This window comes from Streptomyces sp. NRRL WC-3626 (assembly GCF_000718785.1).
GTDB lineage: Bacteria > Actinomycetota > Actinomycetes > Streptomycetales > Streptomycetaceae > Streptomyces > Streptomyces edwardsiae.
Genome location: NZ_JOCA01000001.1, coordinates 486,791 through 509,987 on the forward strand (window position 1 = coordinate 486,791; position 23,197 = coordinate 509,987).

At 70.9% G+C, this 23,197-nt stretch carries 18 protein-coding genes and 2 pseudogenes; all 20 read right to left on the reverse strand.

What is annotated here, in order from left to right; genetic code table 11:
- Positions 1 to 6: 6 nt before the first annotated feature.
- The 20 genes and pseudogenes from argF to IF28_RS0102175 all read right to left on the reverse strand — a co-directional run bounded on the left by argF (position 7) and on the right by IF28_RS0102175 (position 23,129).
- On the reverse strand, positions 7 to 1,014 hold the full coding sequence (gene argF, locus IF28_RS0102085) for an ornithine carbamoyltransferase (RefSeq protein WP_030212916.1): 1,008 nt from the start codon (positions 1,012 to 1,014) through the stop codon (positions 7 to 9).
- A gap of 70 nt (positions 1,015 to 1,084) precedes the next feature.
- Positions 1,085 to 2,308, reverse strand: coding sequence for an arginine deiminase (locus IF28_RS0102090; RefSeq protein ID WP_030212917.1), 1,224 nt, complete (start codon positions 2,306 to 2,308; stop codon positions 1,085 to 1,087).
- 73 nt (positions 2,309 to 2,381) lie between these two features.
- On the reverse strand, positions 2,382 to 4,031 hold the full coding sequence (locus IF28_RS0102095; RefSeq protein ID WP_030212921.1) for an HEXXH motif domain-containing protein: 1,650 nt from the start codon (positions 4,029 to 4,031) through the stop codon (positions 2,382 to 2,384).
- Positions 4,032 to 4,094: 63 nt separating this feature from the next.
- Positions 4,095 to 4,319, reverse strand: a complete 225-nt coding sequence (locus IF28_RS0102100) for a hypothetical protein (protein WP_030212924.1) — start codon at positions 4,317 to 4,319, stop codon at positions 4,095 to 4,097.
- A 174-nt stretch (positions 4,320 to 4,493) separates the two neighbouring features.
- On the reverse strand, positions 4,494 to 8,765 hold the full coding sequence (gene fxsT / locus IF28_RS0102105; RefSeq protein ID WP_030212926.1) for an FxSxx-COOH system tetratricopeptide repeat protein: 4,272 nt from the start codon (positions 8,763 to 8,765) through the stop codon (positions 4,494 to 4,496).
- Entirely contained in the window at positions 8,765 to 9,799 is a 1,035-nt protein-coding gene (locus tag IF28_RS0102110; RefSeq protein ID WP_030212929.1) for an AAA family ATPase, read from the reverse strand. Before IF28_RS0102110 ends, fxsT begins: the two co-directional genes overlap by 1 nt.
- Complete coding sequence (locus IF28_RS0102115; protein ID WP_051713572.1) at positions 9,796 to 11,337, reverse strand: effector-associated domain 2-containing protein; 1,542 nt, start codon at positions 11,335 to 11,337, stop codon at positions 9,796 to 9,798. Before IF28_RS0102115 ends, IF28_RS0102110 begins: the two co-directional genes overlap by 4 nt.
- Before the next feature lie 150 nt (positions 11,338 to 11,487).
- Positions 11,488 to 13,296: pseudogene (locus tag IF28_RS39645) on the reverse strand (polynucleotide kinase-phosphatase); the annotation flags it as partial.
- Positions 13,297 to 13,434: 138 nt separating this feature from the next.
- Positions 13,435 to 15,273, reverse strand: a pseudogene (locus IF28_RS39650) (recombinase family protein); the annotation flags it as partial.
- Between the two features lie 73 nt (positions 15,274 to 15,346).
- Positions 15,347 to 15,553 (reverse strand): hypothetical protein, encoded by a 207-nt coding sequence (locus IF28_RS0102125; RefSeq protein WP_030212946.1) that lies wholly within the window; start codon positions 15,551 to 15,553, stop codon positions 15,347 to 15,349.
- A 56-nt stretch (positions 15,554 to 15,609) separates the two neighbouring features.
- On the reverse strand, positions 15,610 to 16,098 hold the full coding sequence (locus tag IF28_RS0102130; RefSeq protein WP_030212948.1) for a hypothetical protein: 489 nt from the start codon (positions 16,096 to 16,098) through the stop codon (positions 15,610 to 15,612).
- 335 nt (positions 16,099 to 16,433) lie between these two features.
- Entirely contained in the window at positions 16,434 to 16,886 is a 453-nt protein-coding gene (locus tag IF28_RS0102135) for a hypothetical protein (protein WP_030212949.1), read from the reverse strand.
- Positions 16,887 to 17,146: 260 nt separating this feature from the next.
- Positions 17,147 to 17,632, reverse strand: a complete 486-nt coding sequence (locus IF28_RS0102140) for a hypothetical protein (RefSeq protein ID WP_030212951.1) — start codon at positions 17,630 to 17,632, stop codon at positions 17,147 to 17,149.
- Positions 17,633 to 17,823: 191 nt separating this feature from the next.
- On the reverse strand, positions 17,824 to 18,195 hold the full coding sequence (locus IF28_RS0102145; RefSeq protein WP_030212953.1) for a hypothetical protein: 372 nt from the start codon (positions 18,193 to 18,195) through the stop codon (positions 17,824 to 17,826).
- Positions 18,192 to 18,746, reverse strand: coding sequence for a hypothetical protein (locus tag IF28_RS0102150; RefSeq protein ID WP_158713635.1), 555 nt, complete (start codon positions 18,744 to 18,746; stop codon positions 18,192 to 18,194). Before IF28_RS0102150 ends, IF28_RS0102145 begins: the two co-directional genes overlap by 4 nt.
- Positions 18,736 to 19,086 (reverse strand): hypothetical protein, encoded by a 351-nt coding sequence (locus tag IF28_RS0102155; protein WP_106981958.1) that lies wholly within the window; start codon positions 19,084 to 19,086, stop codon positions 18,736 to 18,738. Before IF28_RS0102155 ends, IF28_RS0102150 begins: the two co-directional genes overlap by 11 nt.
- Entirely contained in the window at positions 19,083 to 19,346 is a 264-nt protein-coding gene (locus tag IF28_RS40330; RefSeq protein ID WP_078620805.1) for an NUMOD4 domain-containing protein, read from the reverse strand. The genes IF28_RS0102155 and IF28_RS40330 overlap by 4 nt, the downstream gene beginning before the upstream one ends.
- Positions 19,319 to 19,534 carry a helix-turn-helix transcriptional regulator gene (locus tag IF28_RS0102165; protein ID WP_078620806.1) on the reverse strand — a complete coding sequence of 72 codons (216 nt, stop codon included), beginning with the start codon at positions 19,532 to 19,534 and terminating at the stop codon, positions 19,319 to 19,321. The genes IF28_RS40330 and IF28_RS0102165 overlap by 28 nt, the downstream gene beginning before the upstream one ends.
- 445 nt (positions 19,535 to 19,979) lie before the next feature.
- The gene (locus IF28_RS0102170; protein ID WP_199808942.1) at positions 19,980 to 20,405 is read right to left on the reverse strand and encodes a hypothetical protein; all 426 of its coding nucleotides are present in this window, start codon (positions 20,403 to 20,405) and stop codon (positions 19,980 to 19,982) included.
- Between the two features lie 390 nt (positions 20,406 to 20,795).
- Positions 20,796 to 23,129 carry an AAA family ATPase gene (locus IF28_RS0102175; protein ID WP_030212964.1) on the reverse strand — a complete coding sequence of 778 codons (2,334 nt, stop codon included), beginning with the start codon at positions 23,127 to 23,129 and terminating at the stop codon, positions 20,796 to 20,798.
- Positions 23,130 to 23,197 lie beyond the last annotated feature (68 nt).

Here is a 23,197-nt window from a genome sequence, read left to right on the forward strand (position 1 = left end):
GACCCCCTAGGCCAGGGTCGCTACCAGAACCGCCTTGATCGTGTGCATCCGGTTCTCCGCCTCGTCGAAGACGACCGAGTGCGCGGACTCGAAGACCTCGTCGGTCACCTCCAGGGAGGTGAGACCGTGGGCCGCGAAGATGTCCTGGCCGACCTGGGTGCCGAGGTCGTGGAAGGCGGGCAGGCAATGCATGAACCTGACGTCCGGGTTGCCGGTGGCGCGCAGGACGTCCATGGTCACCGCGTACGGGGCGAGGGCCTTGATGCGCTCGGCCCAGACGTCCTTGGGCTCGCCCATGGAGACCCATACGTCCGTGGCGACGAAGTCGGCGCCCGCCACGCCCTCGGCGACGTCCTCGGTGAGCGTGATCCGGGCGCCGCTCGACGCGGCCAGCTCCCGGGCCCGGTCCACGATCTCCCGGGCGGGCCAGTAGGCCTCCGGGGCGACGATCCGTACGTCCATGCCCAGCAGGGCGGCGGTCACGAGGTAGGAGTTGCCCATGTTGAAGCGGGCGTCGCCGAGATAGGCGAAGGCGATGTCCGTGAGCCGCTTGGTGCTGTGCTCGGTCATCGTGAGGACGTCGGCGAGCATCTGGGTGGGGTGCCAGTCGTCGGTCAGCCCGTTGTAGACGGGCACCCCCGCGTACGCCGCGAGCTCCTCCACCTTGGCCTGGCTGTCCCCCCGGTACTCGATGCCGTCGTACATCCGGCCCAGCACCCGGGCGGTGTCCTTCACGGACTCCTTGTGCCCCATCTGCGAGCCGGACGGGTCGAGGTACGTCGTCGAGGCGCCCTGGTCGGCGGCCGCCACCTCGAACGCGCAGCGGGTACGCGTCGACGTCTTCTCGAAGATCAGCGCGATGTTCCTGCCCCGCAGACGACGGTGCTCGGTCCCGGCCCGCTTGGCGGCCTTGAGCTCGGCGGCCAGCTCCAGCAGGCCGAGGAACTCCGGCGCGGTGAAGTCCAGCTCCTTGAGGAAGTGGCGGCCGGCGAGGGCGGTCGGGACAGTCGCCATGGGGTGCTCCAGGGATGGGGGACACGAACGGTGGAAGTGTATACGAACTTTAGTATTTCTATACGGCGCTTTACAGGGCGTCTCGCTGGACGGGACAGCTCATGCAGCGCGGCCCGCCCCTGCCCCGGCCCAGCTCGCTGCCGGGGATCTCTATGACCTCGATGCCCTGCTTGCGCAGATGTGTGTTGGTGGTGGCGTTGCGCTCGTAGGCGACGACGACGCCCGGTTCGACGGCCAGCACGTTGCAGCCGTCGTCCCACTGCTCCCGTTCGGCCGCGTGCACGTCCTGCGTGGCGGTCAGCACCCGGATCTCGCTGAGCCCGAGGGCGGCGGCGATCGCGCGGTGCATGTGCTCCGGCGGATGGTCGGTGACCTTCAGTTCCTTGTCCCCCACGCCCGGCTCGATGGTGTACGAGCGGAGCATGCCGAGGCCGGCGTACTGGGTGAAGGTGTCGCCGTCGACCATCGTCATCACGGTGTCGAGATGCATGAAGGCGCGCCGCTTCGGCATGTCGAGCGCGACGATGGTCCGCGCCGAGCCGGCCGCGAACAGTTTGTGCGCGAGCATCTCCACGGCCTGCGGGGTGGTCCGCTCGCTCATCCCGATCAGTACCGCGCCGTCGCCGATGACCAGGACGTCCCCGCCCTCGATGGTGGACGGGTAGTCGGCCTGCCCCTCGGACCAGACGTGGAAGGGCTCCGTACGGAACAGCGGGTGGTGCCGGTAGATCGCCTCGAAGTGCACGGTCTCCCGCTGCCGGGCCGGCAGGCGCATCGCGTTGATGGCGACGCCGTCGTAGATCCAGGCGGAGGTGTCGCGGGTGAAGAGGTGGTTGGGCAGCGGGCCGAGCAGGAAGTCGTCGAGTTCCATGACGTGGAAGCGCACGGAGGTGGGCTCCGGGTGGGCGTCCAGGAACTCCCGCTTGGTCATGCCGCCGATCAGCACCTCGGCGAGCTCGGGTGCCGGGAGGGTTTCGAAGGCGGCCCGCAGATGGTCGGTGGCGAGCGGGCCGTACTCCTTCTCGTCGAAGACGCGGTCCAGGACGAGCGTGCGGGCCTCCGGGAGGGCCAGCGTCTCGGCCAGCAGGTCACCGAAGAGGTGGACGGTGACGCCCCGGTCGCGCAGGACGTCCGCGAAGCCGTCGTGCTCGGCGCGCGCCCGGCGCACCCAGAGCAGGTCGTCGAAGAGCAGGGCGTCCTTGTTGCTGGGGGTGAGCCTTTTGAGCTCGAGATCGGGCCGGTGCAGGATGACCCGGCGGAGCCGGCCGGCCTCGGAGTCGACGTGGTAGGTCATGACTCCATCCTGACCATCCGGGCGCGTGTTCACCCCTGTCCCCCGCCTTCCCGGTCCCGGAATCCCGCTTCCGTCAGGGCAGCGTCTCGGGCCGGGCCAGCTGTCCGCGGGCCCTCTCCCCCGCCGCCGTCTGGGCGACGAGCCGGCCGGCGCGGAGGTGCGGGTCACCGGGATCGCGGGCCAGGCCGTCGTCGTACCCGGCGAGCGCGGCGACGGTGTTCCCGGCGGCGAGGTGCTCGTCGGGGGTACGGGGGTCGGCGGGCGGGACGGCGAAGACATGGGTGCGGACGTCGGGCCAGGGGGCGCGGTCGGGCCGGAACCGGAGCCCGGCCGTGCCGGCCGGGTCCACGTTGCGCAGCCGCCATTCGGTGCGGTGCAGGGCGGCGGCGGTGCGGGCGCGGGTCAGCGCGGCCGGGGGCACGGGCTCGCGCAGCCAGCCGTCCAGGGTCCGGGCCAGACCGGTGACCAGGGCGTGCCCGGTCTCGGTGAGGCGTCCGCCGGTGAGGAGGGTGCGTACGACGAGCCGGCTCTGCGTCCGGCGCAGCGCGAAGTGGTAGGCGGCCGCCTCGGCGTGCTCCGGGTCCGTCATACGGTCCCGCCAGAACCCGGCGACGCCGGTGAAGGCGTACGCGCCGTGCAGCAGGCCGGTGAGGTGGCGCGGGTCGGGGCGCCAGGGGGCGTAGTAGCGCTCCGCGCGGTCGTCGTCCAGCAGCGGGAAGAGGTGGATCAGCGCGGCGAGCTTGCTGTGCTGGAACTCGTGGACCAGCGCCTCGGCCAGGGCGAGCGGCGAGGAGGGGCGGGCGATGACCATCGCGCCGTAGGAGTCACCGCTGGACGCGGAGACCCGTACGTCGGGCGGCGGCGGGGGCAGCGGACTCGTGCGCGCCCACGGTACGACGGCCCGGATCACGGAGGGATCGAGCCGGCCCGGCCCCGTGCCCTTCCCCTTCGCGAGGATCGCCGCGGCCTCGTCGAACAGCCCCTGCCAGGCCAGCGCCTCGTCGGCGTCCAGCCGGGCGGGCGGCACGGGGTCGTCGAGGTCGCGGTAGGGGTCCAGGTCCTCCAGCGGTACGGCGACGGGGCCGACGGTGAGGGTACGGAGGGGAAGCCAGTGGGGGTCGTCGGCGGGCGGTGCCCCGGTCACCGGGACGGGGGCCGGGCGGCGGGTCAGGCTCCGCCGGCCGCCGTCGGGACCCGGCCCGCCGAGGGTGAGCACGCCGGCGCGGGTGCTCGCCCGGCCCGCCGACGGACCGGGGGCCGCGTCCGCGAGCCGGACCAGTCCCAGTCCCGGCAGATGCAGCGCGCCGTCCTCCAGCGGGACCCGCAGGGACGCCTCCGTCCCTGCGTGCAGCGCGGCGACGACCGCGAGGGTGTTCATCCTGGCCGCCTCCGTCCACAGCCGGGGCCCGGTCGCGGTGCCGTGCGCCCGGCGCAGCGTGTGCGCGATCCAGGTGCCGGTCGTCGGCGCGAGCAGCAGCCGCTCGACCGGCTCGGGCGCCCGCTCGGCCGCCTCCTTGAACACCCGCCAGGCGTCGGCGATCGGGCTCAGCGGCGTGGGCAGGTCCCGGAGCCGCTTGAGCAGGGTGTTCAGCAGCAGCAACCGGCGGGCGCGTTCGCCCTGCTCGAGGAAGGCGACCCCTTCGGCGGAGTGCCCGCCGGCGGCGAACTCGTCGAAGAGGGGGGCGGGCATGCGGAAGGGGGTGGGGCGCTCGCTGGTCGTCACCGGGACCTCCGGGTCGGTGGGCGGGCATCCGGGAACGTGTGGGCGCCCGGCACGGCGGGGCCGCTACTCGGCCCGGGCGGGCTCGCCCCCGCCCCGCATGCTGTCGCGGGAGCGGAGTACCTCGGTCAGCAGGCGGGTGTCGGAGTGGAGCGGCGCCAGGCCCTCCACCGCGGTCAGGGGCAGGGCCGCGAGATCCGCCAGGTCCGACTCGCGGACCGGCACACCCCCCGTGGCAGCCGGCTCCTGGACGGCCGCTGCGGCGTCGCGCTGAGCGGGCGGCTGATGCAAGGTGCGTCCCCCTTCTCGCACGGCGGCACCCGATGCCACCGTGGCCCCATTCCATCACGAACGCACCCACCGGCGTCGAATCGCCCGAACACGCCGACCCATCACGGCCAATGGTTCGGTCATCGTACGAGGCGTCGAATTCGGCCCGGTGTCCGCAAAGTTCCGGCAGCGGGTCTACAGCGGCATGGGCGCCAGGTCGCACTCGATGCGGCGGTGTGTGCGTGCCGCGAAGAGCCAGGGGTGATCGGCGCGGACCACCCGGGCGAATCCCGCCACCGCCCTGCGCTGCTGTTCGCCGGCCTCCTGGCCGCGGCCCAGGCCGCGCAGGTCCAGGGCGAGGTTCGCGGTGCAGGCCAGGGTCAGCGGATGGTCCGCACCGGCGGCGACGGTGAGCCCCGCCAGACTTGCCTCGTCGATCTCGTACGCCCGCTCGAAGTCCAGCCGGGTGTAGGCGGTGTTGGCCTGCCCGATCCCCGCCGCCAGCGTCATCACGTGCCGGGGCCCGAGTACGGCGGTCATCCTGCGCGCCACGTCGTCCTCCCGTTCCCCCGCCGCGTCGAGGTCTCCCAGGGCGCGCAGGGTGGCGGCCAGGTTCGCCCCGGTCAGCATCGTGTACGCGTGGTCCTCCCCGAGGAGCGCCGTGTAGCGCCGTACGGTCTCCTCGCCCAGTTCCCGGGAGAGTTCGAGGTCTCCGGCGAGACGCTGGTCGACCGAGAGGTTGGCCGCCGTGGACAGCGAGTCGGAGTGCCGGCGGCCGTACCGGGCCACGAAGCGGCGCAGGGTGTCCTCGGTGAGTTCCCGCGCCTCGTCGAGGGCCCCGTCCCGGCGCCGGCAGACCGCCAGATTGCGTGCGGCGCGCAGCGTGAGCGTGTTGTCCTCGCCGAGCGCGACGCGGGCCCGGAGGTGTACGTCCTCCTGGAAGTCACGGGCGCCCGGGTAGTCGCCGCTCTCCCGCATGTCGATGGCGAGGGCGTTCAGGGTGTTGAGGGTGAGGAAACTGGTGGGGCCGAACAGGGACTCGCGCTGGCGGGCGTTCTCCTGGTCCAGGGCCAGCGCCTCGTCGAACTGTCCGCACAGCCGCAGGTCGACGCCCCAGCTGTGGGTGGCCCGCAGGGTGATCTGGTCGTCGGCCCCGAACTGCGTGCGCGCGAGCGTCGTGGCCTCCTCGCCGAGGTCCCGGGCCTCCGTGAACCGTCCCTGGTGACGTCGGGCGTCGGCCAGCGCGCAGAGCGAGTCGACCAGGTCCTCGGGGTCGACCTCGATGTGCCGGGAGACCTCCAGGGCCCTTTCGGCGAGCGGGATGGCCTCGTCGATCTGGCCGCGCTGGAGGAGGGTGAACGAGAGGCTCTTCGCGATGCGGATGACATGGCCGTCCTCCTCGCCGGAGTCGGCGAGCCAGGCACTCCATGCCTGCCGGGCGAGGTCCGCGGCCCCCTCGTGGTTGCCCCAGTAGTAGAGGAAGAAGACGGTGTCGGTGACGAGTTCCCGCACGTAGGTGTCGGAGCTGCCGGCCGCCTGGGAGGCGAGGATGTGCGGCAGCAGGGCCTGGTAGGCGGGCCATTCCTGCGCTGAGGCGTGGTGGCCCAGCTTCGCGGCGGACAGCAGTTGGTGGGCGGCCTCCCGCATGGCCCGGCGCTGTTCGGGGCTGAGTTTGGCCAGGAGCACCGTCTGCAGCAGACGGTGCATCTGCAGGGTGTCCGTCCGGGGGTCCGTCTTGACGAGGGAGAACTGGCTGAGGTCGCGCACGGCCCGGCTGAGTTTGACCGACTCCCGCAACAGGGGGTCGACTTCGGGCGTGATGTTGACGCCGCGGCCGCCGCGCAGGATGGAGCGCGGAATGGGTTCGGGGGCCATGCTGGCGCAGATGTCGAGGAGTTGGCGGGCGCCGGGGTTCTTCTCCCGGATGCGCTCCAGCGAGATGTCCCAGGCCGCGGCCACCGAGACCGGGTAGTCGGGGGCCGGGTCGAGTTCGAGGATGTCCGGGCTCCGCCGGGCGAGGAGGTCGAGGTACTCGTCGACGAGCATGCCGGTGACCGCGTGCCAGGCGCCCGCCTGTTCCACGGCGAGCGGCAGGTCGCCGAGGGCGTACGCCAGGCGGTCGGCGTCCTCCGGGGACAGGTCCGGGGAGCGCTTCCGCAACAGCTCCACGGACTCCTCGCGCTCGAAGACGTTCACCGGCAGCGGGGTGGCGACCCGTTCCCAGCCGCGGTTGCGGGAGGTGACGATCACCTTCCCCGGCCCGTTCGTGGGGAAGTACTGGCGCACCACGTCGATGTTCTCGGCGTTGTCGAACACGAGGAGCCAGTCGTCGTACGGCACTCCGGTGCGCAGCGCCTCCAGGACGGCCCGCACCGCCGAACTCGCGGGGCCCTCCTGCCCCGGCTGGACGACGCCGAGCCGGGCGGCGAGTCCGGCGAGCGCGGCCAGGATGAGGCTCTCCCCCTCCGCGGGAATCCAGCAGATCACCTTGTAGCGGTGCTGGTTGCGGTAGATGTACTCGAGGACCAGCTGGCTCTTGCCGACGCCGCCCAGTCCGTGGAGCGCGTGCGGGAGCACGGCCGCCGTGTCCTGCGCTTCGAGTTGTTCCTCGACCGCCTGCAACAACGTCCTGCGGCCTACGAACGACGTGTTGCGCAGCGGAACGTTCACCAGGAGGGCGGGGGTCGAGGTCGTCTGCATGCCAGGCCTTGTCTCCGTGGGGTCACCGGACGGTCGTGAGGTCACCGCGTCCGTATACGCGGATGATGCCCGGTCCGGCGCCGCGTCACGTGACACCTCGGCCGGTTGCCGGGAATCGCCGGGGACGCCGGCCGGCGGTACGAGGTCCGCCTCGATCCTCCGGGCGCGTTCGGCGTAAGGCCCCGACAGCGCCCGCATCACGGCGAGTTCGGACTGCTGCCAGGCCCTGGCGGACGCGTCGGGCAGACCCGCTCCCGCCGGGTCCCGCAGTGCCGCGCGCAGTGCCACACCGTGCGCTCCCGCGGCCGGCAGTTCGCCGAGGATCGAGACGGTTCTGGCCAGCTGGCTGCGGGTGGTGGTGGCGAGGAGGGCCTCGCGGACTCCCTCGGCGAACTCGGGCCGTCCCCTGCCGTCCGCGCCCCAGTGGATCAGGCCGCCCATCAGGATCTCGGCCAGGTGTTCCGGACCGGCTTCCGGCACGGTCCTGCGGCGTACCTGCTCGACGAGGTCGAACTCGAACGGGACGGCGGCCAGCCGGGTGGCGAGACGCCGGGCGACCGGTGTGGCGATGGTGAAGAAACGGCTGACCGCCCTCGCGGCGGCGCGCGGGGACCGCGGCGCGCGCAGTCCCGGCGCCGGGGCACTGCGCCCGAGCGTTCCCGACAGGACGGCCGGCAGGGTGCGGCACTCCCCCTTCTCGCCCGTGACCAGGTCGGCCCACGCGGCGAGCGACCCGGGCTTCAGGGACAGCACCGGGACGGGCAGGACGCCCTCGCCCGTGGACGGCAGGGGCCGGAGGGGGTCCGGGCCCTGGGGTGGCGGGCGCAGGACGACGCGGTCGTTGGCCGCGCCGAGGCCGCCGGCCTCAAGGACCGCCGGGTAGGGGTGGAGCGAGGAGCGGTGCCGCATATGGGGCGGCAGCAGATGGGTCAGGGCCGTGGGTCCGGCCCGCCCCAGCCGATCGAGCAGTGTGTCCGCGGCGAAGCCGGCCCAGCCGTGGGCGAGACCGTCCGTGACGACCATGAAGAGGCGGTCCCCCCGGCCGGCGAGGAGTTCGCCGACCCGGGCCGGGGTCCGCGCCCCGTTCCAGCGCAGCGACACGGGACCGGTGCGGGCGAGGGTCAGGGCCACGGTTCGTACGCTGCGGAAGGCGCCGCTGTGTTCGGCGGCCGCGGCGAGGCTCGCCGTCTCCTCGTGCCAGACGGCCATGGTGGGGGCGTCGTCGACGAGGAGGACCAGGTCGAACGCGCGGGTGCTCGCGGGCCGGAACCAGGGCAGCCACAGGCCGTCGGTGATCCCGCGCTCCGCCGTGGCCTCTTCGTCCAGTTCCACGGCGGTGTGCGAGGGCACGCGGCGCGCCAGCCGGTGCAGGGCGACCGCCAGTTGGGCCGAGCGCCGGCCGGAGCCCGGTGAGCGCCGGGTGGACCCGGGCAGCACGGGCGGGCCGAGCCGGATCCGGCCGGTCCCCTCGGGGTCGGGTACGGGCAGTGGCGTCGGGGCGGTGCCCGGTCCGTCGTCCGGCGGGGCGGACCGCTCGGCGGCGGTGTCGGAGGGACCGGACGGCGGCGTGTCCCGCGCCGGTTCCCGCTCCCCGTCCGGCTCGGCGCCGGCCGCGGCCGGGCCCTCACCCGCCCGCGCCCGGTACGCGGCCAGCCACACGGCGTCGGCCAGCTCCTGCCAGTGCGGGACGACGGCGGTGTCCGCTCCGGCGGACGTTCCTTCCACCGCCTCCGCACCGGGTGCCCGTTGTCTGGGGGAGCCGTTCATCAGCGGCCCTTGGCCAGGTCGCGCAGGAGTGTCTCGATGAGCTGGCGGCCCTCGCCCTCGGCGCGGAAGCCGTCGACGGTGGTCAGCCGTGCCGCGTTCAGCAGCTGGTCGAGCGAGTGCGTGCCGCCCGCCCGGACGCGCCGCACGAACAGGTCGACCATGGCCTCCGCGTCCGGCGGCAGGCTCCCCAGATGCCCCGACACAATGGCCAGAAGCTGTTCCCGGGTGAGGGCCCGCATCTCCAGGGGAAGACAGCGCCGGCGGAAGGCGGCCGGGAACTCGCGCTCGCCGTTGCTGGTGATCAGTACGACGGGGAACTCGCGGCACTCCACCCGCCCTCCGGACACCGGTGCGAACTGTTCGGGATCGTCGGTGTGCACCCGGGCCGAGCGGGCGGCGTCACGGACCAGTTCGGGGATGTCGTAACTGCCGTTCTCCAGCACGTGCAGAAGATCGTTGGGCAGGTCGATGTCGCTCTTGTCCAGCTCGTCGACCAGCAGCACACGCGGGCGGTCGTAGGGCAGCAGCGCGGTGCCCAGCGGTCCCAGGGTGATGAAGTCGCCGAGGGCCGGGGGCGGGCCCCCGTCGGCCGGCGTCCGCTGTTCGGCGCCCTGCCAGGCGGCGATGGCCTGGGCCCGCCCGATGGCGTCGTAGGCGTACAGGCCGTCGCGCAGGGTCGTACGGCTGACGATGTTCCACTGCAGGACCCTGCCCAGGCGGAGTTCCCGGGAGAGGAGGTACGCGAGGGTGGACTTGCCGATGCCGGGCGGTCCGGTGATGAGCAGCGGGCGGCGTAACAGCAGGGCGGCGTTGACCGTGTCGATCTGTTCCGGGCCGAGCTGCGGAACATGGTCGCCGGGGCCCAGACGGCGCAGCGCGGCCTCGGGGTCGTCGGGCGGCGGGAGCAGGGGCGGGCCGCCGCCGAAGCGGCGCCACGGCGGAGGTCCGGGCAGCCGGGACGGCTCGCCCGGGGCGCGGCCCGTCGCGCGGAACACACGCCAGTCGGTGCTGTCAGGGGCGTCCGGCCCGCTCATAACCCGTCCTCCTCGCTGTCGTGGTCGTCGAAGCCGTAGTCGTCGTCGGTCTGGATGTCGACCAGCCGGTGGGGGTCGTCCCAGAGGAAGGCGATGTGCCGCCCCAGGAGCAGGGGCCCCGCCTCATCGAGTCCGGCCGTGCGCCGCAGCCGGTGGATGGCGAGCGGGATCTGGGTCGGGGTGGGGACGGAGGAGAACACGGCGGTCACCACTTCGCGGCGCTCCTCGCTGAACTCGCCGCGGCGGTCCCAGACGGCGAGGCCGAGCCCTTCGGCGATGGCCGCCTTCACCGCCTCGGTCGACGCGCCCCCGTCGGGGGCGTCGAGCACCGCGGCCGTACGGCTGGGTTCGGAGGCCAGCGCGGCCTGCCAGGCGTCCGGTCCGGTACGGTCCGACGTCCGCCAGCCGTGGACTCCGATCCCCCCGCTGCGCAGGGTCTCCCAGCGCTCCAGCCACTGCTCCCGGACCAGCAGGTCGTCGGCGCGCATCCGTTCCAGACTGCGCAGATGGACGCCGTACTTCAGGCCGAGGGGCTCGGGCCTGCCGTCCACGGAGCTGACGGTCAGCCCGGCCATGTCGTGGTTGAGCAGGTCGTAGGGGAGTACGAACTCGACGTAGGGCGGTGTCCGTCCCGACAGGGCGGGGGGCTGGGCGTTCGGCGCGGGTGTGAGACGTACGACCTGGCGCAGCACGCGTTCGACGGCCTGGCCGAGACGGTCCAGGCTCGTCGTCTCGGGTTCCGCGGCCCGGGGCTGCCAGCGGCCCGGGACGGTGTTCAGCCAGGGGCGCACCACGACGTCGTCGGAGCCGTCGCGGGCCGGTTCCACGGCCACGACCAGGCAGCGCGGGATCGTCGGGTCCGCGGTGGTCTCGGCGCGCTCGGCCCGCCGGCGTTCCAGGGCGGCGAGCAGGCCCGCCCGGCGTGCCCAGCCGCTCGCCCATTCACGCAGGGCGAGGCGCCGGTCCGGCGACGGCGTCAGCTCCGCGGCGTGCTCGATCAGGAGGACCGCGGGCGGCAGTCCGTCCGGCTGTACGTTCAACTCCGTGGCGTAGGTGAAGAGCTGGACCGGTGAGAGGCCGGGCGGCAGGTCGAGGTGCAGGTCGCTCGCCAGCACGTTGCGCAGCGCGCCGGCGGGGAGAGCGCCCTGCACGGTGCGCAGCAGCGCGCAGGCGGTGTCCAGGTCCTGGTGATCGACGGGGCCGGGCAGGGGGTCGGTGTGTGTCTCACCGGGGCTCAGCAGTTCCTCGAACGCGGCGGCGGCCGGGGCGCCTTCGAAGACGCGGACGACGTCGACGAGGATCCGCTCCCCCTCGCGGACGCTCAACGCCGCGCGCACCAGCGCGACGACGTCCTCGCGCAGTTTGGCGCCGCGCAGGTCGACGTGCTGGTTGAGCTCCTCGGACAGCATGCCGGCGAAGTACGAGCGCCCCGCCTGGTCCTCGAGGCAGCTCAGCCCGCACAGCGCCTCGGTCAGACGGAACAACAGATCCCTGCCCGGCGCGCGCCCCACCCCGTCCCATCCCGACGCTGTCTCCACCGACCTTCCCCCGCGAGCCGGTTCACCTGACGGACCAGCGAAGCTAGCACGCGAACTGCCGCGAACCAAGGGACGCCGACATACACCGGCCCGGTCCGGACAGGTTCTCGCAGAACCTGTCCGGACCGGTCGGCACCATGCGTTCACCCGCTACAGCCGCGGGTCCACCGGCTCCGATTCCAGGGCCAGTACGGCGAAGACCGGCTCGTGGACGCGCCACAGGGGTTCGCCTTCGGCGAGGCGGTCCAGGGCTTCCAGGCCGAGGGCGTACTCGCGCAGGGCGAGGGAGCGCTTGTGGTTGAGGAAGCGGTTGCGCAGGCGGGCCAGGTTCTCCGGGCGGGTGTATTCGGGGCCGTAGATGATGCGCAGGTACTCGCGGCCGCGGCACTTGATGCCGGGCTGCACGGGGCGGCCCTTGGCGTCGTGGGCCAGGGCGCCGGCCGGTTTGACGACCATGCCCTCGCCGCCCCGGCCGGTCATCTCCAGCCACCAGTCGATTCCGGCGCGCACCGACTCGGGGTCGGCGGTGTCGACGTGGAGACGGCGGGTGGTCTGCAGCAGGCTGGTGGTGTCGTGCTCGACCAGGCGGTCGATGAGGGCGAGCTGTTCGTCGTGGGGCAGGGCGGCGAGGCTTCGGCCCTGGACGGCGAGGATCTGGAACGGGGCCAGGCGGACACCGTCCAGGCCGTCGGTGGTCCAGCAGTAGCGGCGGTACGCCTCGGTGAACGCCGAGGCGGAGTCGGCGCGTTCGCGGTGGCGGGCGAGGAGTTCCCTGACGTCCACACCGCGGGCCGACGCGCCTTCCAGGGCCGCCAGGGCGCCCGGGAAGACCGCTCCGGAGGCGGCGCCGACCGCCGCGTACTGGGTACGCAGCAGGCCGGACGCCTTCAGCGACCACGGCATGAGTTCGGCGTCCAGCAGAAGCCAGTCGGTGGCGAGTTCCTCCCAGAGGCCGGCCTCGGTGACGGCCGTGCGCAGCCTGCCGAGGATCTCCTCGGTGACGGAGGCGTCGTCGAAGAAGGGCCGGCCGGTACGGGTGTAGAGCGAGCCGGTCGTACCGCCGGTGGTGCCGAAGCGCGCCGCGGCCGTGTCGGCGTCGCGGCAGACCAGGGCGACCGCGCGGGAGCCCATGTGCTTCTCCTCGCAGACGACCCGGGCGACGCCGTCCTGGGCGTACTGGGCGAACGCCTCGGCCGGGTGCTCGAGATAGCCGTCGAGGTGCGAGGTGGCGGTGGGTGCCATGGTCGGCGGCAGGTACGGCAGCAGACGCGGGTCGATCGCGAAGCGGCTCATGACCTCCAGGGCAGCGGCGGCGTTCTCCTCCCGGATCGATATCCGGCCGTGGTGCCGGGTCTCGACGAACCGCCGGCCGTGCACGTCCGCCAGGTCCAGCGGACGGCCGTCGTGGCCGCCGGGGGCCTCGGTCCGCAGCGGACGGGCCGGCTCGTACCAGACCTGCTCGGCCGGGACGTCGACGAGTTCCCGCTCCGGCCAGCGCAGGGCGGTGAGCTTGCCGCCGAAGACGGCGCCGGTGTCCAGGCAGATGGTGTTGTTGAGCCAGGTCGCCTCCGGGACGGGTGTGTGGCCGTAGACGACGGCGGCCCGGCCCCGGTAGTCCTCGGCCCACGGGTAGCGCACGGGGAGGCCGAACTCGTCGGTCTCCCCGGTGGTGTCGCCGTACAGGGCGTGGCTGCGGACCCGGCCGGAGGTGCGGCCGTGGTACTTCTCCGGCAGTCCGGCGTGGCAGACCACCAGCCGGCCGCCGTCGAGGACGTAGTGGCTGACGAGTCCGTCGATGAACTCCCGTACCTCGGCGCGGAACTCCTCGCTCTGCCGGTCCATCTGCCCGATGGTCTCGGCGAGTCCGTGGGTGTGCTGCACGTTGCGGCCCTTGAGGTAGCGGCCGAACTTGTTCTCGTGGTTGCCGGGGACGCACAGCGCGCTGCCGGACTTCACCATAGGTGTTTTCGCAGGTGATTCCTCGTGCCGGATAGGCAGAATGCGCGGGTCCACGCGGCCCTCAATCTTGAGCGGCGGCAGCAAGGGCATCCCTGCCGGAAGGGTGCCGTCGTTGGGGATGACCTTCATGATGTCATCCCACACGCCAGCGCGAAGCCAGCGGTTGAACCGGGAATGCACGGTCTTCCACAGGACATCGCCCGACACCTCGATGCCGTGCCAGCCACACCCGGTACGCGCCTTGTACAGAATGCCGTCGACTACCGTGCGACCGTCGATGAGGCGATGGTTCGGTGGCTCCCACGCCTTGACGACCGGTTCCACCAGGGCCCACACCTCATCGGTCAGCGGTGGTGGCACCAGCCGTCCCGAGTCGGCAAACCACTTGGTGAGGGTGCAACCCTTGTTGGTTTTGCGCTCGGGCCTCGCCCCCACAACCGTGACCCGCACATCCAGCAACGCGAGGATCTCGCCCTGTTCCTCGGGTGTCATGTCGGCCAGTCGCGTGCGCGCCAGTTCGGCCAGCGCTGCGAGGTCGTTCGCGCGCTGCTCGGCGGCCTGGGTCTCCTCCATCCAGCGCTGCGCCTCGTCGCGCAACTCCTTGAGCTTCTCCAGCTCGGTCTTGGCGTCGGCCAGCTCCTCGTTCAGCAACTCGACGGGCAGCCCTGACCGCATGTAGACCTTGATGGTGTTCTTGATGGACTGTTCACGTGCGGCAACCTGCTGACTGAGGTCGGTCACCCGCGCGCGCTGCGCATCCTGATCGGTGTCAGCCATGCCGACCCACTCAGCCGCCATCGCCTTGAGTTGCTCAGGGTCACCCAGAAGCTTCACGACCTCGGCCCACACGCTGGCCTCAAGTTCAGCCGCCGGAATCTGCGGGTCACTGCACGTCGGACCGTTCGCGTACTCCTCCTGTCGGCCCTTGCAGCGGTACCAACGACCCGGTCCCTTGTGGCGCTTGCCGCCGATGTAGTGCTTGCCGCACTGGGCCGTGACACGCTTCGACAGCGGGTACACCCCGGCCTGTCCCTTGGGCTTGCCGGAAGGTTCGCCGACAGCCGCCTTCAGGTCGGTCACCTCCTCCGGCGTGAAGATGGTGTCCAGCGGGATGCGGACGGTTTCGCCGTAGAGCGGCTTGCCCTCCTGGTCCAGCTTGGGCCCTCGGCCGTTCTTCACCTCGGTGTTGCGGAAGATGAACACGGCTTCGAGGGTGGCCGTGGACATCAACCGCTTGCGCAGGTTCTGATGCGACCAGGGTCGGCCCGAGCGAGTGAACAGACCCTCGGCGTTCAGGCGGGTGGCGGTGGCCCGCATGTTGAGTCGCTCGATGACCAGCAGCTCGCGCGCTCGGCGCAACACCTTGACCTCGGCCGGGCACAACCTGAGCCGGGACAGGCCCTTCTTGCCCTGGTCCTCGATCTCGTACCCGAATGGGGGCGGACCGCCGACCCAACCGCCCTCCTCGGCCTTCTCCTGCAAGCCGCCCTGGGTGCGGTCCCGGATGAGTTCCCATTCGGTCTCGGCGTAGTTGGCATCCTCGCGCATCTTCCGGCGACCCTCGGCGGTGGTGTTGTCGTAATCGCCCTGGACCACCGCCACGAACACGCCGATTTCCTCAAGACTCCACACCCACCGCCAGAAGGCACGACCGGTCCGGCCGATGGCGCGGCCCTCCTTCACGACGACGATGTCGAAGGGGCGCGGCTTGCTGTGAGCGTCCTCCATCAGCCGCTTCAGGTCGGGACGGTCGGCGGCCTCCAACGACCCCGAGATGCCCTCGTCCACGTAGGTGCCGACGTGCTGCCACTCCTTCTTGGCGATGTAGCGGGTGGCTCGCTTGCCCTGGTAGTCGATGCCGTAGCCCTTGGCCTGGTCCTCGGTCGACACCCTCAGGTAATCAACGGCCCGGAGCTGGCCGCCCACCGTCACGCGCTCGATCACCCCGGTGGCGATGGCTGTGGTTTGCTGGGTCATAGCTGGGTTTCTCCTCTTAGTTCTCAGCGTTGCGGTCCGGCCGGGGGCGCCACCCCGGCCGGGCTCGTTCGTCTTAACGAATGAAGTCGTCGGTGCACTCGGCCCAGATGAAATCGCCGGTGATCTCGTCGGCGGCCACCTCGCGCACCCGGAGCTGACAGACGCGGGCGTCGGGCACGTCCTGCCGGGCCTTGTCGGCGAGCTTCTGGATCTTGACGCGGTCGAAGGGCTGGGCGGTGACCACGCGCCCGGCCGCGTTGCGGAACTGGATCTTGAACACTGGGGCTCCTCTCGGAGCCGGGCGGCCTGAGCCGACCGCCCGGCGGTGCGGGTCGGTCAGACGGCCTGGAACTTGAGGGTCCGGCGCTCCTTGCCCTTCACCTCGTAGACGAAGTGGTCGCCGTCCATCCGGCCGGTGAAGGTCGCGCGCCCGACCTTGGCCGTGACCTTCTTGGGCTGCTTCGGGCGGGCGGTCCGGCCCTCGGCCTTCGCGGCGGCCTTGGCCTCCAGCCGCTCCGCCTTTTTCCGGGCCTTCTCACCGGCCAGGGCCACCCCCGCGATGACCATGTGGCCGAACGCGAACTTCTGGGCGTGGGTCAGGGCGTCGGCCGGGCTGGCGATGCCGTCCACGGTGCGGATGACCTCGGCGCCGTCGGCCCCCATGCGGATCAGGAAGGACTTGAGCTTGGCGTCGTGGCCGGGGGCGAACAGCCGCTTGGTGGTGGCGGTGCAGCCGGTCGTCTGGCCGTCGGCGGTGGCGAACTGCGAGCAGGTGCAGGCGTGCAGGTCGGTGGTGGTTTCGTCCTGCGCGGTCTTGGCGGCCATTTCCAGTCTCCTAATAACGAATTCCGAACCCCGGCGGAATTGCCGAGAATTCGATTAAATCAGGGGATTTGCGCAGCGCGCAATTACTGAAATTCGGCCGAAACTAAAAAGGTGCGCGAAATGGGCGTGACCACACCCATCCGCGCACCGCCATTCACGGCAAGTGATGACCGTCTTTTGTCACCACCCGTAATTGTGACTGTGATTGTGACTGGAACTGGAACACCCCCGGGACACCCCCCGTGCCTGGGCACGCCCCCGGTGGGAGGGGGTCTCTGCCACAGTCACAATCACAGTTCCAGTTACAGTTCCAATTACGAGAGGTGATCGCCGGCTCAGGGTCGACTGACCGTGTCGGCCGGGATGCGCTCGCCCGGCTCCAGCCCCAGCGCGCTGGCCTCGTCCACCTCGGCCGGGCGGTGGCCACCCCTGATCTGGCGGGCCTTGCTGGCGAAGTAGGCCCACTCCCCCGCCGTCCAGCGCACGACGCGGTATCCCGCGCAGAGACCTGCGCCGACGACCAGGCCGCCGGGCACGGGGCCCAGCTCGTGGACCGCATACGCCCCACCCACGGCCACCGAGTTCACGCCCAGCACCGCCCAGGGCACCCAGCGCCGAGGACGCCGGACGACCGTGCCAGCGCCCACGGTGGCCACCCGGGGGCGACCGGCCTTGGTGAGTCCCGCCCTGCGCTTTGCCTTGGTGTCGTGGGTGTAGTTCGCGCCGAAGCTGACGCGCTTCCCGTCGCGTGTCTTGAATTCCGGCCGGAACGCTTTGGCGGTAGCCATTGGTGGTCCCTTCCGGCCACCCGCCGCCCCGTGTTTTGCTGGGTGGGAACCGGTGGCCTCTGAGGTCATTTGGTGGGCGGTGGACCCCGGAATTCGCTTGGCGGTGAGATCCGGGGTTCACCTGTGTTCGGATCCGGCGGACCCGGCTTGCTGGGTCGTCATGGTCGGGCCGGATCTGCGGACCCTGAATTCAGATCCGGCCCGACCTGATCCGGATTCGGCGTGCGTGGTCGGCAAGGCCGGGCGGATCCGATCCGGACCTACGACCGGCGGGCGCGCTCCACGGGTGTGGTCCGGGGCAGGGGTCCGCCGTCGGCGTTCAGGGTCGTGATCAGCCGCCCGAGATCGGAGTCCCGGGTCCGGACCTTACTGGCGGCCAGGGCGGTCGCTCGCGCCAGCAGCTCGCGGGCGGGGGTGCGCTGGGCGTCCGGGACCTGTGCCACTGCCAGGGCGGGCGCGTGCTGCCGGATCAGGTCGTTGCGGGTGCACGCCGCCCCGGCCAGGTCGACCAGGGCGGCCACCGCCGCATCGAACTTGTCGGCCAGGTCGGACAGGGTGACGCCCTCGGCCGACAGTGCGGCCTCGGCATCCGCCTTGAGCCGCTCGCGCCGGGCCTGCTGCTCGGCCTCCAGCCGGGCGCGCTCGTCGTCCGTCGCCAGCTCGGCGGCCTTGGCCTCCAGGCGGGCGGCCTCCTCGTCGGCGAGGGCCTGCCGGGCCCGGTTCATCAGGTCGTCGGTGCTGTTCATGGGGTCCTCTTCTCGTGTGTCATACGGTGGGGTGGGAAACGAGCCTGGGCATCCGCGTTTCGCGTGTCCTCGTGTGCCGGGCTCCCGGCGGCTCTCCCCGGGGCTCTCGTGGGCTGGCCGGGCCCCGTGGCCCCGGGCGGGACGGGAGGCCGTCCGTACCCCCGTCCCGGACCGTCGTGGGCCGTAGCCAGCTACGACGCGCTGCCGCGCCAGCGGCTGGCCGGGCGGGTCTCATCCACCAGCTCGGTGCGGTCGTCCTCCCAGGCCCGGACCACGCCGCCGGTCGTCAGGTCGCGCCGGTCGCTGTACGCCTTGGCGGCCTGGGCCTGGTGGTTCTCGCGTCCGATCCCGGCGGCCCTGCGGATCTCGGCCATCTGGTCCTCGCTGATCGCGCCGTCACCGGGGACGGACTCGCCCTGGATCACGGCCGAGTCCAGCGGGGTCCGGCCGTCGCGGTGGTGGAAGCTGCCGGATCCCTGGCGCATGGCCCGGATCTCGTCCACGCTCGGGCCGTCCGGGGTCATCGGGCCCTGCACGACCTCGCCGAAATTACGGTTGCTCATTGCTGCTGCCCTTCGATGATTTGGCGTGCCTCTTCGCTGCCGAATGGCACGCCGTGCTGTGCCTCGAATCCGTCACGGACCGCGCGCATGCTTTCGCGCAGGCCGATCAAGAAGTCCTTGGCCTCTTCGACGCTCTCTTCCTCGGTGCCTCGGCTGAGCAGCTCGGACGATTCGATGATGTCTCGAAGCGCCTTGGCCACGAGCTGCCCATCCTTCGGCGTGCCGACCCCCGAAAGGGCGTCCGCGTAAAGCTCGGCGTTATCGAGGAGTTGCACGGCCAGCCGCTGCTTTCGCTCCTTGAGCTGAGCGGCACGGGTGGCATTGGCCACCTCCAGCCACGCCACCCGGCCGAAGTAGTGGCCGTGCTTTGCGGCAACCGTGCTGACTTTCCAGGTGGACAAGCCCGTCAGTTTGGCGATTTCATTTCGCCCCTTGCCCTCACGGCAATATTCAAGGATTTGCTGTTCCTCGTACGTGAGGTCTACCAGTCGTTCGTCAGACCCCGGACCCTTCTCCGGCTCCGGCTGGAACGGGATCAGTTCAGCCGTCATCGCCACCCGCCAGGCTCAGCCCCGGGTCACCCGGCTGCCAGTCGGCCAGCCAGTCGGCGATCTTCTTGAGATCGGCCCGCGCTTCGTCGGTCGTGCACCGGTCGGCCACGCCCACCAGCTTGTGCATCCACGCCAGCTTGGCCGCGTGCAGCGGGTCCGTCCTGATGACCTCGACCGTCTCGGGTCCCGGCTCCCAGAACACCCCGTCGTGGTCCTTGACCAGCGGCCTCACGCCCTGGTCTCCCACCTCGAAGAACCCCACGCGCTTCACGCTGACGCAGCCGGTCACGTCGTCCCGCCCGATGGCCACCCACCCGGGCTCGGCAATCTCAAAGCTCATTTCTCCTCCTCCGGGAATGCCAGGGTCACCAGGCTGTGCACGTAACACCAGATCCGCCGACCACTTTTGTAGATGTGGACCTGGGGAAACCCGGTGAACTTGTGAATCCTCGGCTTCAGCGTGCGCCCTCGGGCTGCGCGGCTGTGGCTTCGCACCTGTCCCCATGAGCTGACTTCGTACATCGACGGAAAGCCCGGGATCCTTCTCCACTCCTCGGTGATGACCGACTGCCTCACGTCGTCACCTCTTCCAATTCGCATCCGAGCGCCCTCAGCAGAAGCACCATGTTCACGCCGTTCGGCGCGTACCGGTCGTTTTCCCAGTAGCTGAGGTAAAGGCCACTGACGCCCATCCGGGCGGCCACCTGCGCCTGACTCAGCCCCCGCTTATTGCGGGCGTCCTTGAGCTTCTGACCTGAGAACACCGGGCTCTTCACTGCCCTGTCCATACCCCAATTAGAGCCCCCACATATGGGCCTATGGAATACCAGTGAGGGGTTGCGTTTTCGGCAAATAGACAGCGGTCCCGTCGGCTGCTTTTCTGGGGTGTGTCAGAAGGTGTGGACCACCTGCTGATCGCCTGAGGGGCACGCGCCCGGCCGGTCAACCCTGGCCGGGCCTTCCCGCTCAGTTCGAAGGCCCAGGCGCCCCCTCCCAAAACGCAGCGACCCCGACCAGCCTGCTCACCTGGTCGGGGTCGCTCCATGTGGCCCGGCGACTGGCGCCGCTCGGGCGGGTTGGCGGCAAGGTGCTCGCCGGCCTTCACCGGACGCTGGCGCTCTCCGGGGCCACCTGCCGCCGCGCCCTGCTGTCGTCCCGGCCTCCGGCGGTATCTCCCGTGGCCCCTCGTGCCGCCCGGCCGCTCTCGTGCCCTCCTGAGTACCGTCCCGGGCCTCAGTACTGCTGATAGCCCAAGGCGCGCACCGACTCCGGTGAGGGCTCCATCACCTCGATGACGTCAGTACGCCACATCAGCACCTGCGTGGAGCCGATGCCGTACCAGCCCTGGCCGCCGAGGACTACCGCCAGCCGGGGGTCTTCGTTCACCCACCACTGGAATCGAGCATGCTCCTCGTCGCGGATGCCGTAGGAGGCCGACGTCAGGGCCACCGGCTGCCCGTCGAGCACCCAGCCGACCCCGTGCTCCAGCCAGCGGTAGTCGACCGCACCACCGCCGAGCGCGGTGCAACGGTCGATCATGCATCGCCTGCTGACCTTGCGCGTGAGCCAGCCGGGGCAGCAGGCCTTCTTCGCCTGCCTGAGGCCGTACCACTCGGCCCACTCGACGATGACCCGCTGGGCGTCGGCCTGCTCAGCCATCTCGCGCTCGTACCGCTCCGGTTCCCTGCGCTTCATCAGTCGGTACGGGCTGTCTACCCCAGACGGCCAATCCACCTCCCCGTCCACTCGGCCGAAGATCCTGCTGCCGCGCCTGTCCAAGTCGTTCACTGCGTTGCCCCTCCCCTGAGTTTGGTTGTTGCGGTGAGTGTCGCGCGGGTCAGGTGCAACGTGCGGCGGAGGTGTGTGCCGGGGGGTGTGCGTCTCTCCCTCCCCAGAGGGGAGACGCACACCCCGCACACCCCCTGTGCGCATACTGTGCGCACACCCCGCACACCTGCTCTGACCGGCGACGGAGCACTATGCAGGGGGGGTATGCGCAGGGGTGTGCGTGCATACCCCCTCGGTGGGGGCCCTGCGCATACCCCCGGGTCACTTCAGCCGCCGGTACGACTTGGGTCCGTCGCCCAACTTCCAGCCCGGCTTTTCGGCCAGGTATCCGGCATCAATGAGCTTGCCGATCGACTTGGTAACCGACGTGGCGTGTCGCTTGTCCGCCTTGTCGATCTCGGTTTTGGTGATCCAGACGTCCTCAGACCCGAGTGTCGGCTTGAGCAGCTTGAGGATGCCGAGTTCAGCGCCCTTGATGCCGTCGATGCCGTCAGGTTCAGCAGAGCCGCCGCCGCCCTGGCCCTTGACGCCCTCGTCGGCCCACTCGATGCGGAACGGCTCGTCGCCCCGCCGCACGATCACATCGCCGCGCCAGGTGTGCCCGGTGCTCTCGCCGTTCCGGTGCTTGTGCACCTTGACCTTGATCTGTCCGTTGCGGTCTCGGGCGAACTTGGCCACCGACGAGACCTGAAGGACGACCGACGACATCTGAGCCTTGCCGGTTGCACCCCGGGCGTGGCCCCCGCCGTTGTGGCCCTGGTGGTCGATCAGCAGGACCGCCACTTGCGGGTACTTCGCCGCGAACCGCTCGAAGACGGTCCACAGCGCGACCGCGCCGGGGTTGTCTTCCTCCAGCCCCGCCAGCTTGGTGATCTTCATGATCGAGTCGACGATCAGCAGCGTCGTGCGCGGATGCCTCTCCATGAGGGCGTCGAGCATCTCGGGCGTGGCCACCAGGTTCCAGCCCTGGTAGTTGTACGGCTGGAAGCGGTCTTCCTCCTCCTCGGTGAGGCAGAAGGCGTCGACCTTGCCCCACGTCTGGTCGGCGGCCTCGTCCTCCTGGATCACGACGACCTCTTCGCCCTTGCGCAGCCGGTCAGCCGCCAGCGAATAGGCCAGCATGGTCTTGCCGACCTCGTAGTCGGCCATGAACAGCGTGATCCATCCCGGCTGGATGAACAAACCCGGCGCAGTCGCGTCGTAGACCACCCCAGTGCAGTCCTTCCGACGCGACGGCCGACCAAGCTCCTTGTTGCCGGGGGCGGCCAGGACCTTGGCCTTCTCCTCGGCCCGTGCACGGTTGATCTGCCGCAGCAGCTCGGTGCGCGCGAACGGAGTCGCGTCGAACGCCTCGGGGTCGGTCTCCGCCAGCTTCAGCAGCGGCCCGTAGTAACGCTCCTGGGCCACATTGCTGATGTGGATGCCCGCAACATCGTCGAAGACCCGCTCGTTGAAGTCGCTCCACGACTCCACGGCTTCGACCGGGTCTATCTCGCCCTTCGCGAGCTGGGCGGCCAGTGCGATCTTGGAGCCGCTGTTCTTCCGGCCGTCCTCTTCCCACTTGTGTTCGAGGACCTCGAAGAACTTCGCCTCGTCGTACGGCAGGCGAGGGCTGTCCGACGCGGCGTCGTGGCTGATGACGCGGGCGATGTAGTCGGCTTGGTTGGGCTTAGGCTTCAGCCACTCGGCGCGCGACTCGTGACCCGCGACCTTCTGGAGCCAGGGCCACGTGCTGCGCTCCGGATGCCCCGTCGGCATCGACAGCAGGTCCGCCAGCGTCCTGCACTCGGCCAGGCTGTCCGGCGCATCCGGCGCGACCCACGCGGCAGCCTCGTCCCGGCCTCCCGTGGGGGTCTCCTGGGCTTCCGGGAGCGTCCGGGCCAGCTCTGCCGGGTCCCAGCCTGCGAAGCCCTCCGGGCACGTCTCCAGGACCACGGGGCGGCTCGGGTCCGTCTTGTGGTTGAAGGTGCCGGGGAACCGCAGAACCGAGCTGGCGTTCTCCTTCGAGCTATCGCCAGCGAACGCGGCCGTGAGCTGCGCGTTCAACCGGTCGATGACCTCGCGCGGGGTGTCCCGGTCGAGCTTCACGTAGGCGTGGAAGTTGCCGTTCGTGCCGGACTTCACCACCGCCGCGTTCAGGTCCTTGAGCAGAGCCAGGCGGGTGGCCTTCTCCTGCTCGTCCCACTCGTCGGTGTGGTCGGCGTCGACCTGGCAGATGCGACCGTTGACGGTGGCGTTGTGCGCCTTGCGGTCCTCCGAGTCGAGGAGGGCGGGCGTGAACCACACCTCGCGGCTGTTCATGACCATCTCGGCGTAGGCCGGGATCTTCTCCCGGTCCTCCGGCCACCGGTACCACTGCGCATTGCGGAAGTCGCTCGACTTGCGTCCGGACTTGAGGTCACGGATGCGGTGGTCAGTGGCCAGGCAGACCCACCCGGGCCGGTCGTCCCACAGCCAGTCGAACAGGGTCAGCGCCGTGTCGAGCCCGGATTGCGGCGTGCTCAAATCGCGTGCTTCGCTGGGGGTGACGGGAAGTTCGTTCTCCTGGCAGCCCTCGGCCTGGTCCGCCGGGGGCTGCTGCGTGTTCGTGGTCACTTGTCCTGGCCACCGCCGTCCTGGTCCTTGGGCGTGCGGTTGCCGAACAGCAGGCGCAGCAGGCGTCG

What these genes read in the sequence shown, in the direction of transcription:
- argF (WP_030212916.1), bottom strand. Translation starts at nt 1,014, where the DNA reads ATGGCGACTGTCCCGACCGCCCTCGCCGGCCGCCACTTCCTCAAGGAG.
- IF28_RS0102090 (WP_030212917.1), bottom strand. Translation starts at nt 2,308, where the DNA reads ATGACCTACCACGTCGACTCCGAGGCCGGCCGGCTCCGCCGGGTCATC.
- fxsT (WP_030212926.1), bottom strand. Translation starts at nt 8,765, where the DNA reads ATGAACGGCTCCCCCAGACAACGGGCACCCGGTGCGGAGGCGGTGGAA.
- IF28_RS0102110 (WP_030212929.1), bottom strand. Translation starts at nt 9,799, where the DNA reads ATGAGCGGGCCGGACGCCCCTGACAGCACCGACTGGCGTGTGTTCCGC.
- IF28_RS0102130 (WP_030212948.1), bottom strand. Translation starts at nt 16,098, where the DNA reads ATGGCCGCCAAGACCGCGCAGGACGAAACCACCACCGACCTGCACGCC.
- IF28_RS0102135 (WP_030212949.1), bottom strand. Translation starts at nt 16,886, where the DNA reads ATGGCTACCGCCAAAGCGTTCCGGCCGGAATTCAAGACACGCGACGGG.
- IF28_RS0102140 (WP_030212951.1), bottom strand. Translation starts at nt 17,632, where the DNA reads ATGAACAGCACCGACGACCTGATGAACCGGGCCCGGCAGGCCCTCGCC.
- IF28_RS0102145 (WP_030212953.1), bottom strand. Translation starts at nt 18,195, where the DNA reads ATGAGCAACCGTAATTTCGGCGAGGTCGTGCAGGGCCCGATGACCCCG.
- IF28_RS0102150 (WP_158713635.1), bottom strand. Translation starts at nt 18,746, where the DNA reads ATGACGGCTGAACTGATCCCGTTCCAGCCGGAGCCGGAGAAGGGTCCG.
- IF28_RS0102155 (WP_106981958.1), bottom strand. Translation starts at nt 19,086, where the DNA reads ATGAGCTTTGAGATTGCCGAGCCCGGGTGGGTGGCCATCGGGCGGGAC.
- IF28_RS40330 (WP_078620805.1), bottom strand. Translation starts at nt 19,346, where the DNA reads ATGCGAATTGGAAGAGGTGACGACGTGAGGCAGTCGGTCATCACCGAG.
- IF28_RS0102165 (WP_078620806.1), bottom strand. Translation starts at nt 19,534, where the DNA reads ATGGACAGGGCAGTGAAGAGCCCGGTGTTCTCAGGTCAGAAGCTCAAG.
- IF28_RS0102170 (WP_199808942.1), bottom strand. Translation starts at nt 20,405, where the DNA reads ATGGCTGAGCAGGCCGACGCCCAGCGGGTCATCGTCGAGTGGGCCGAG.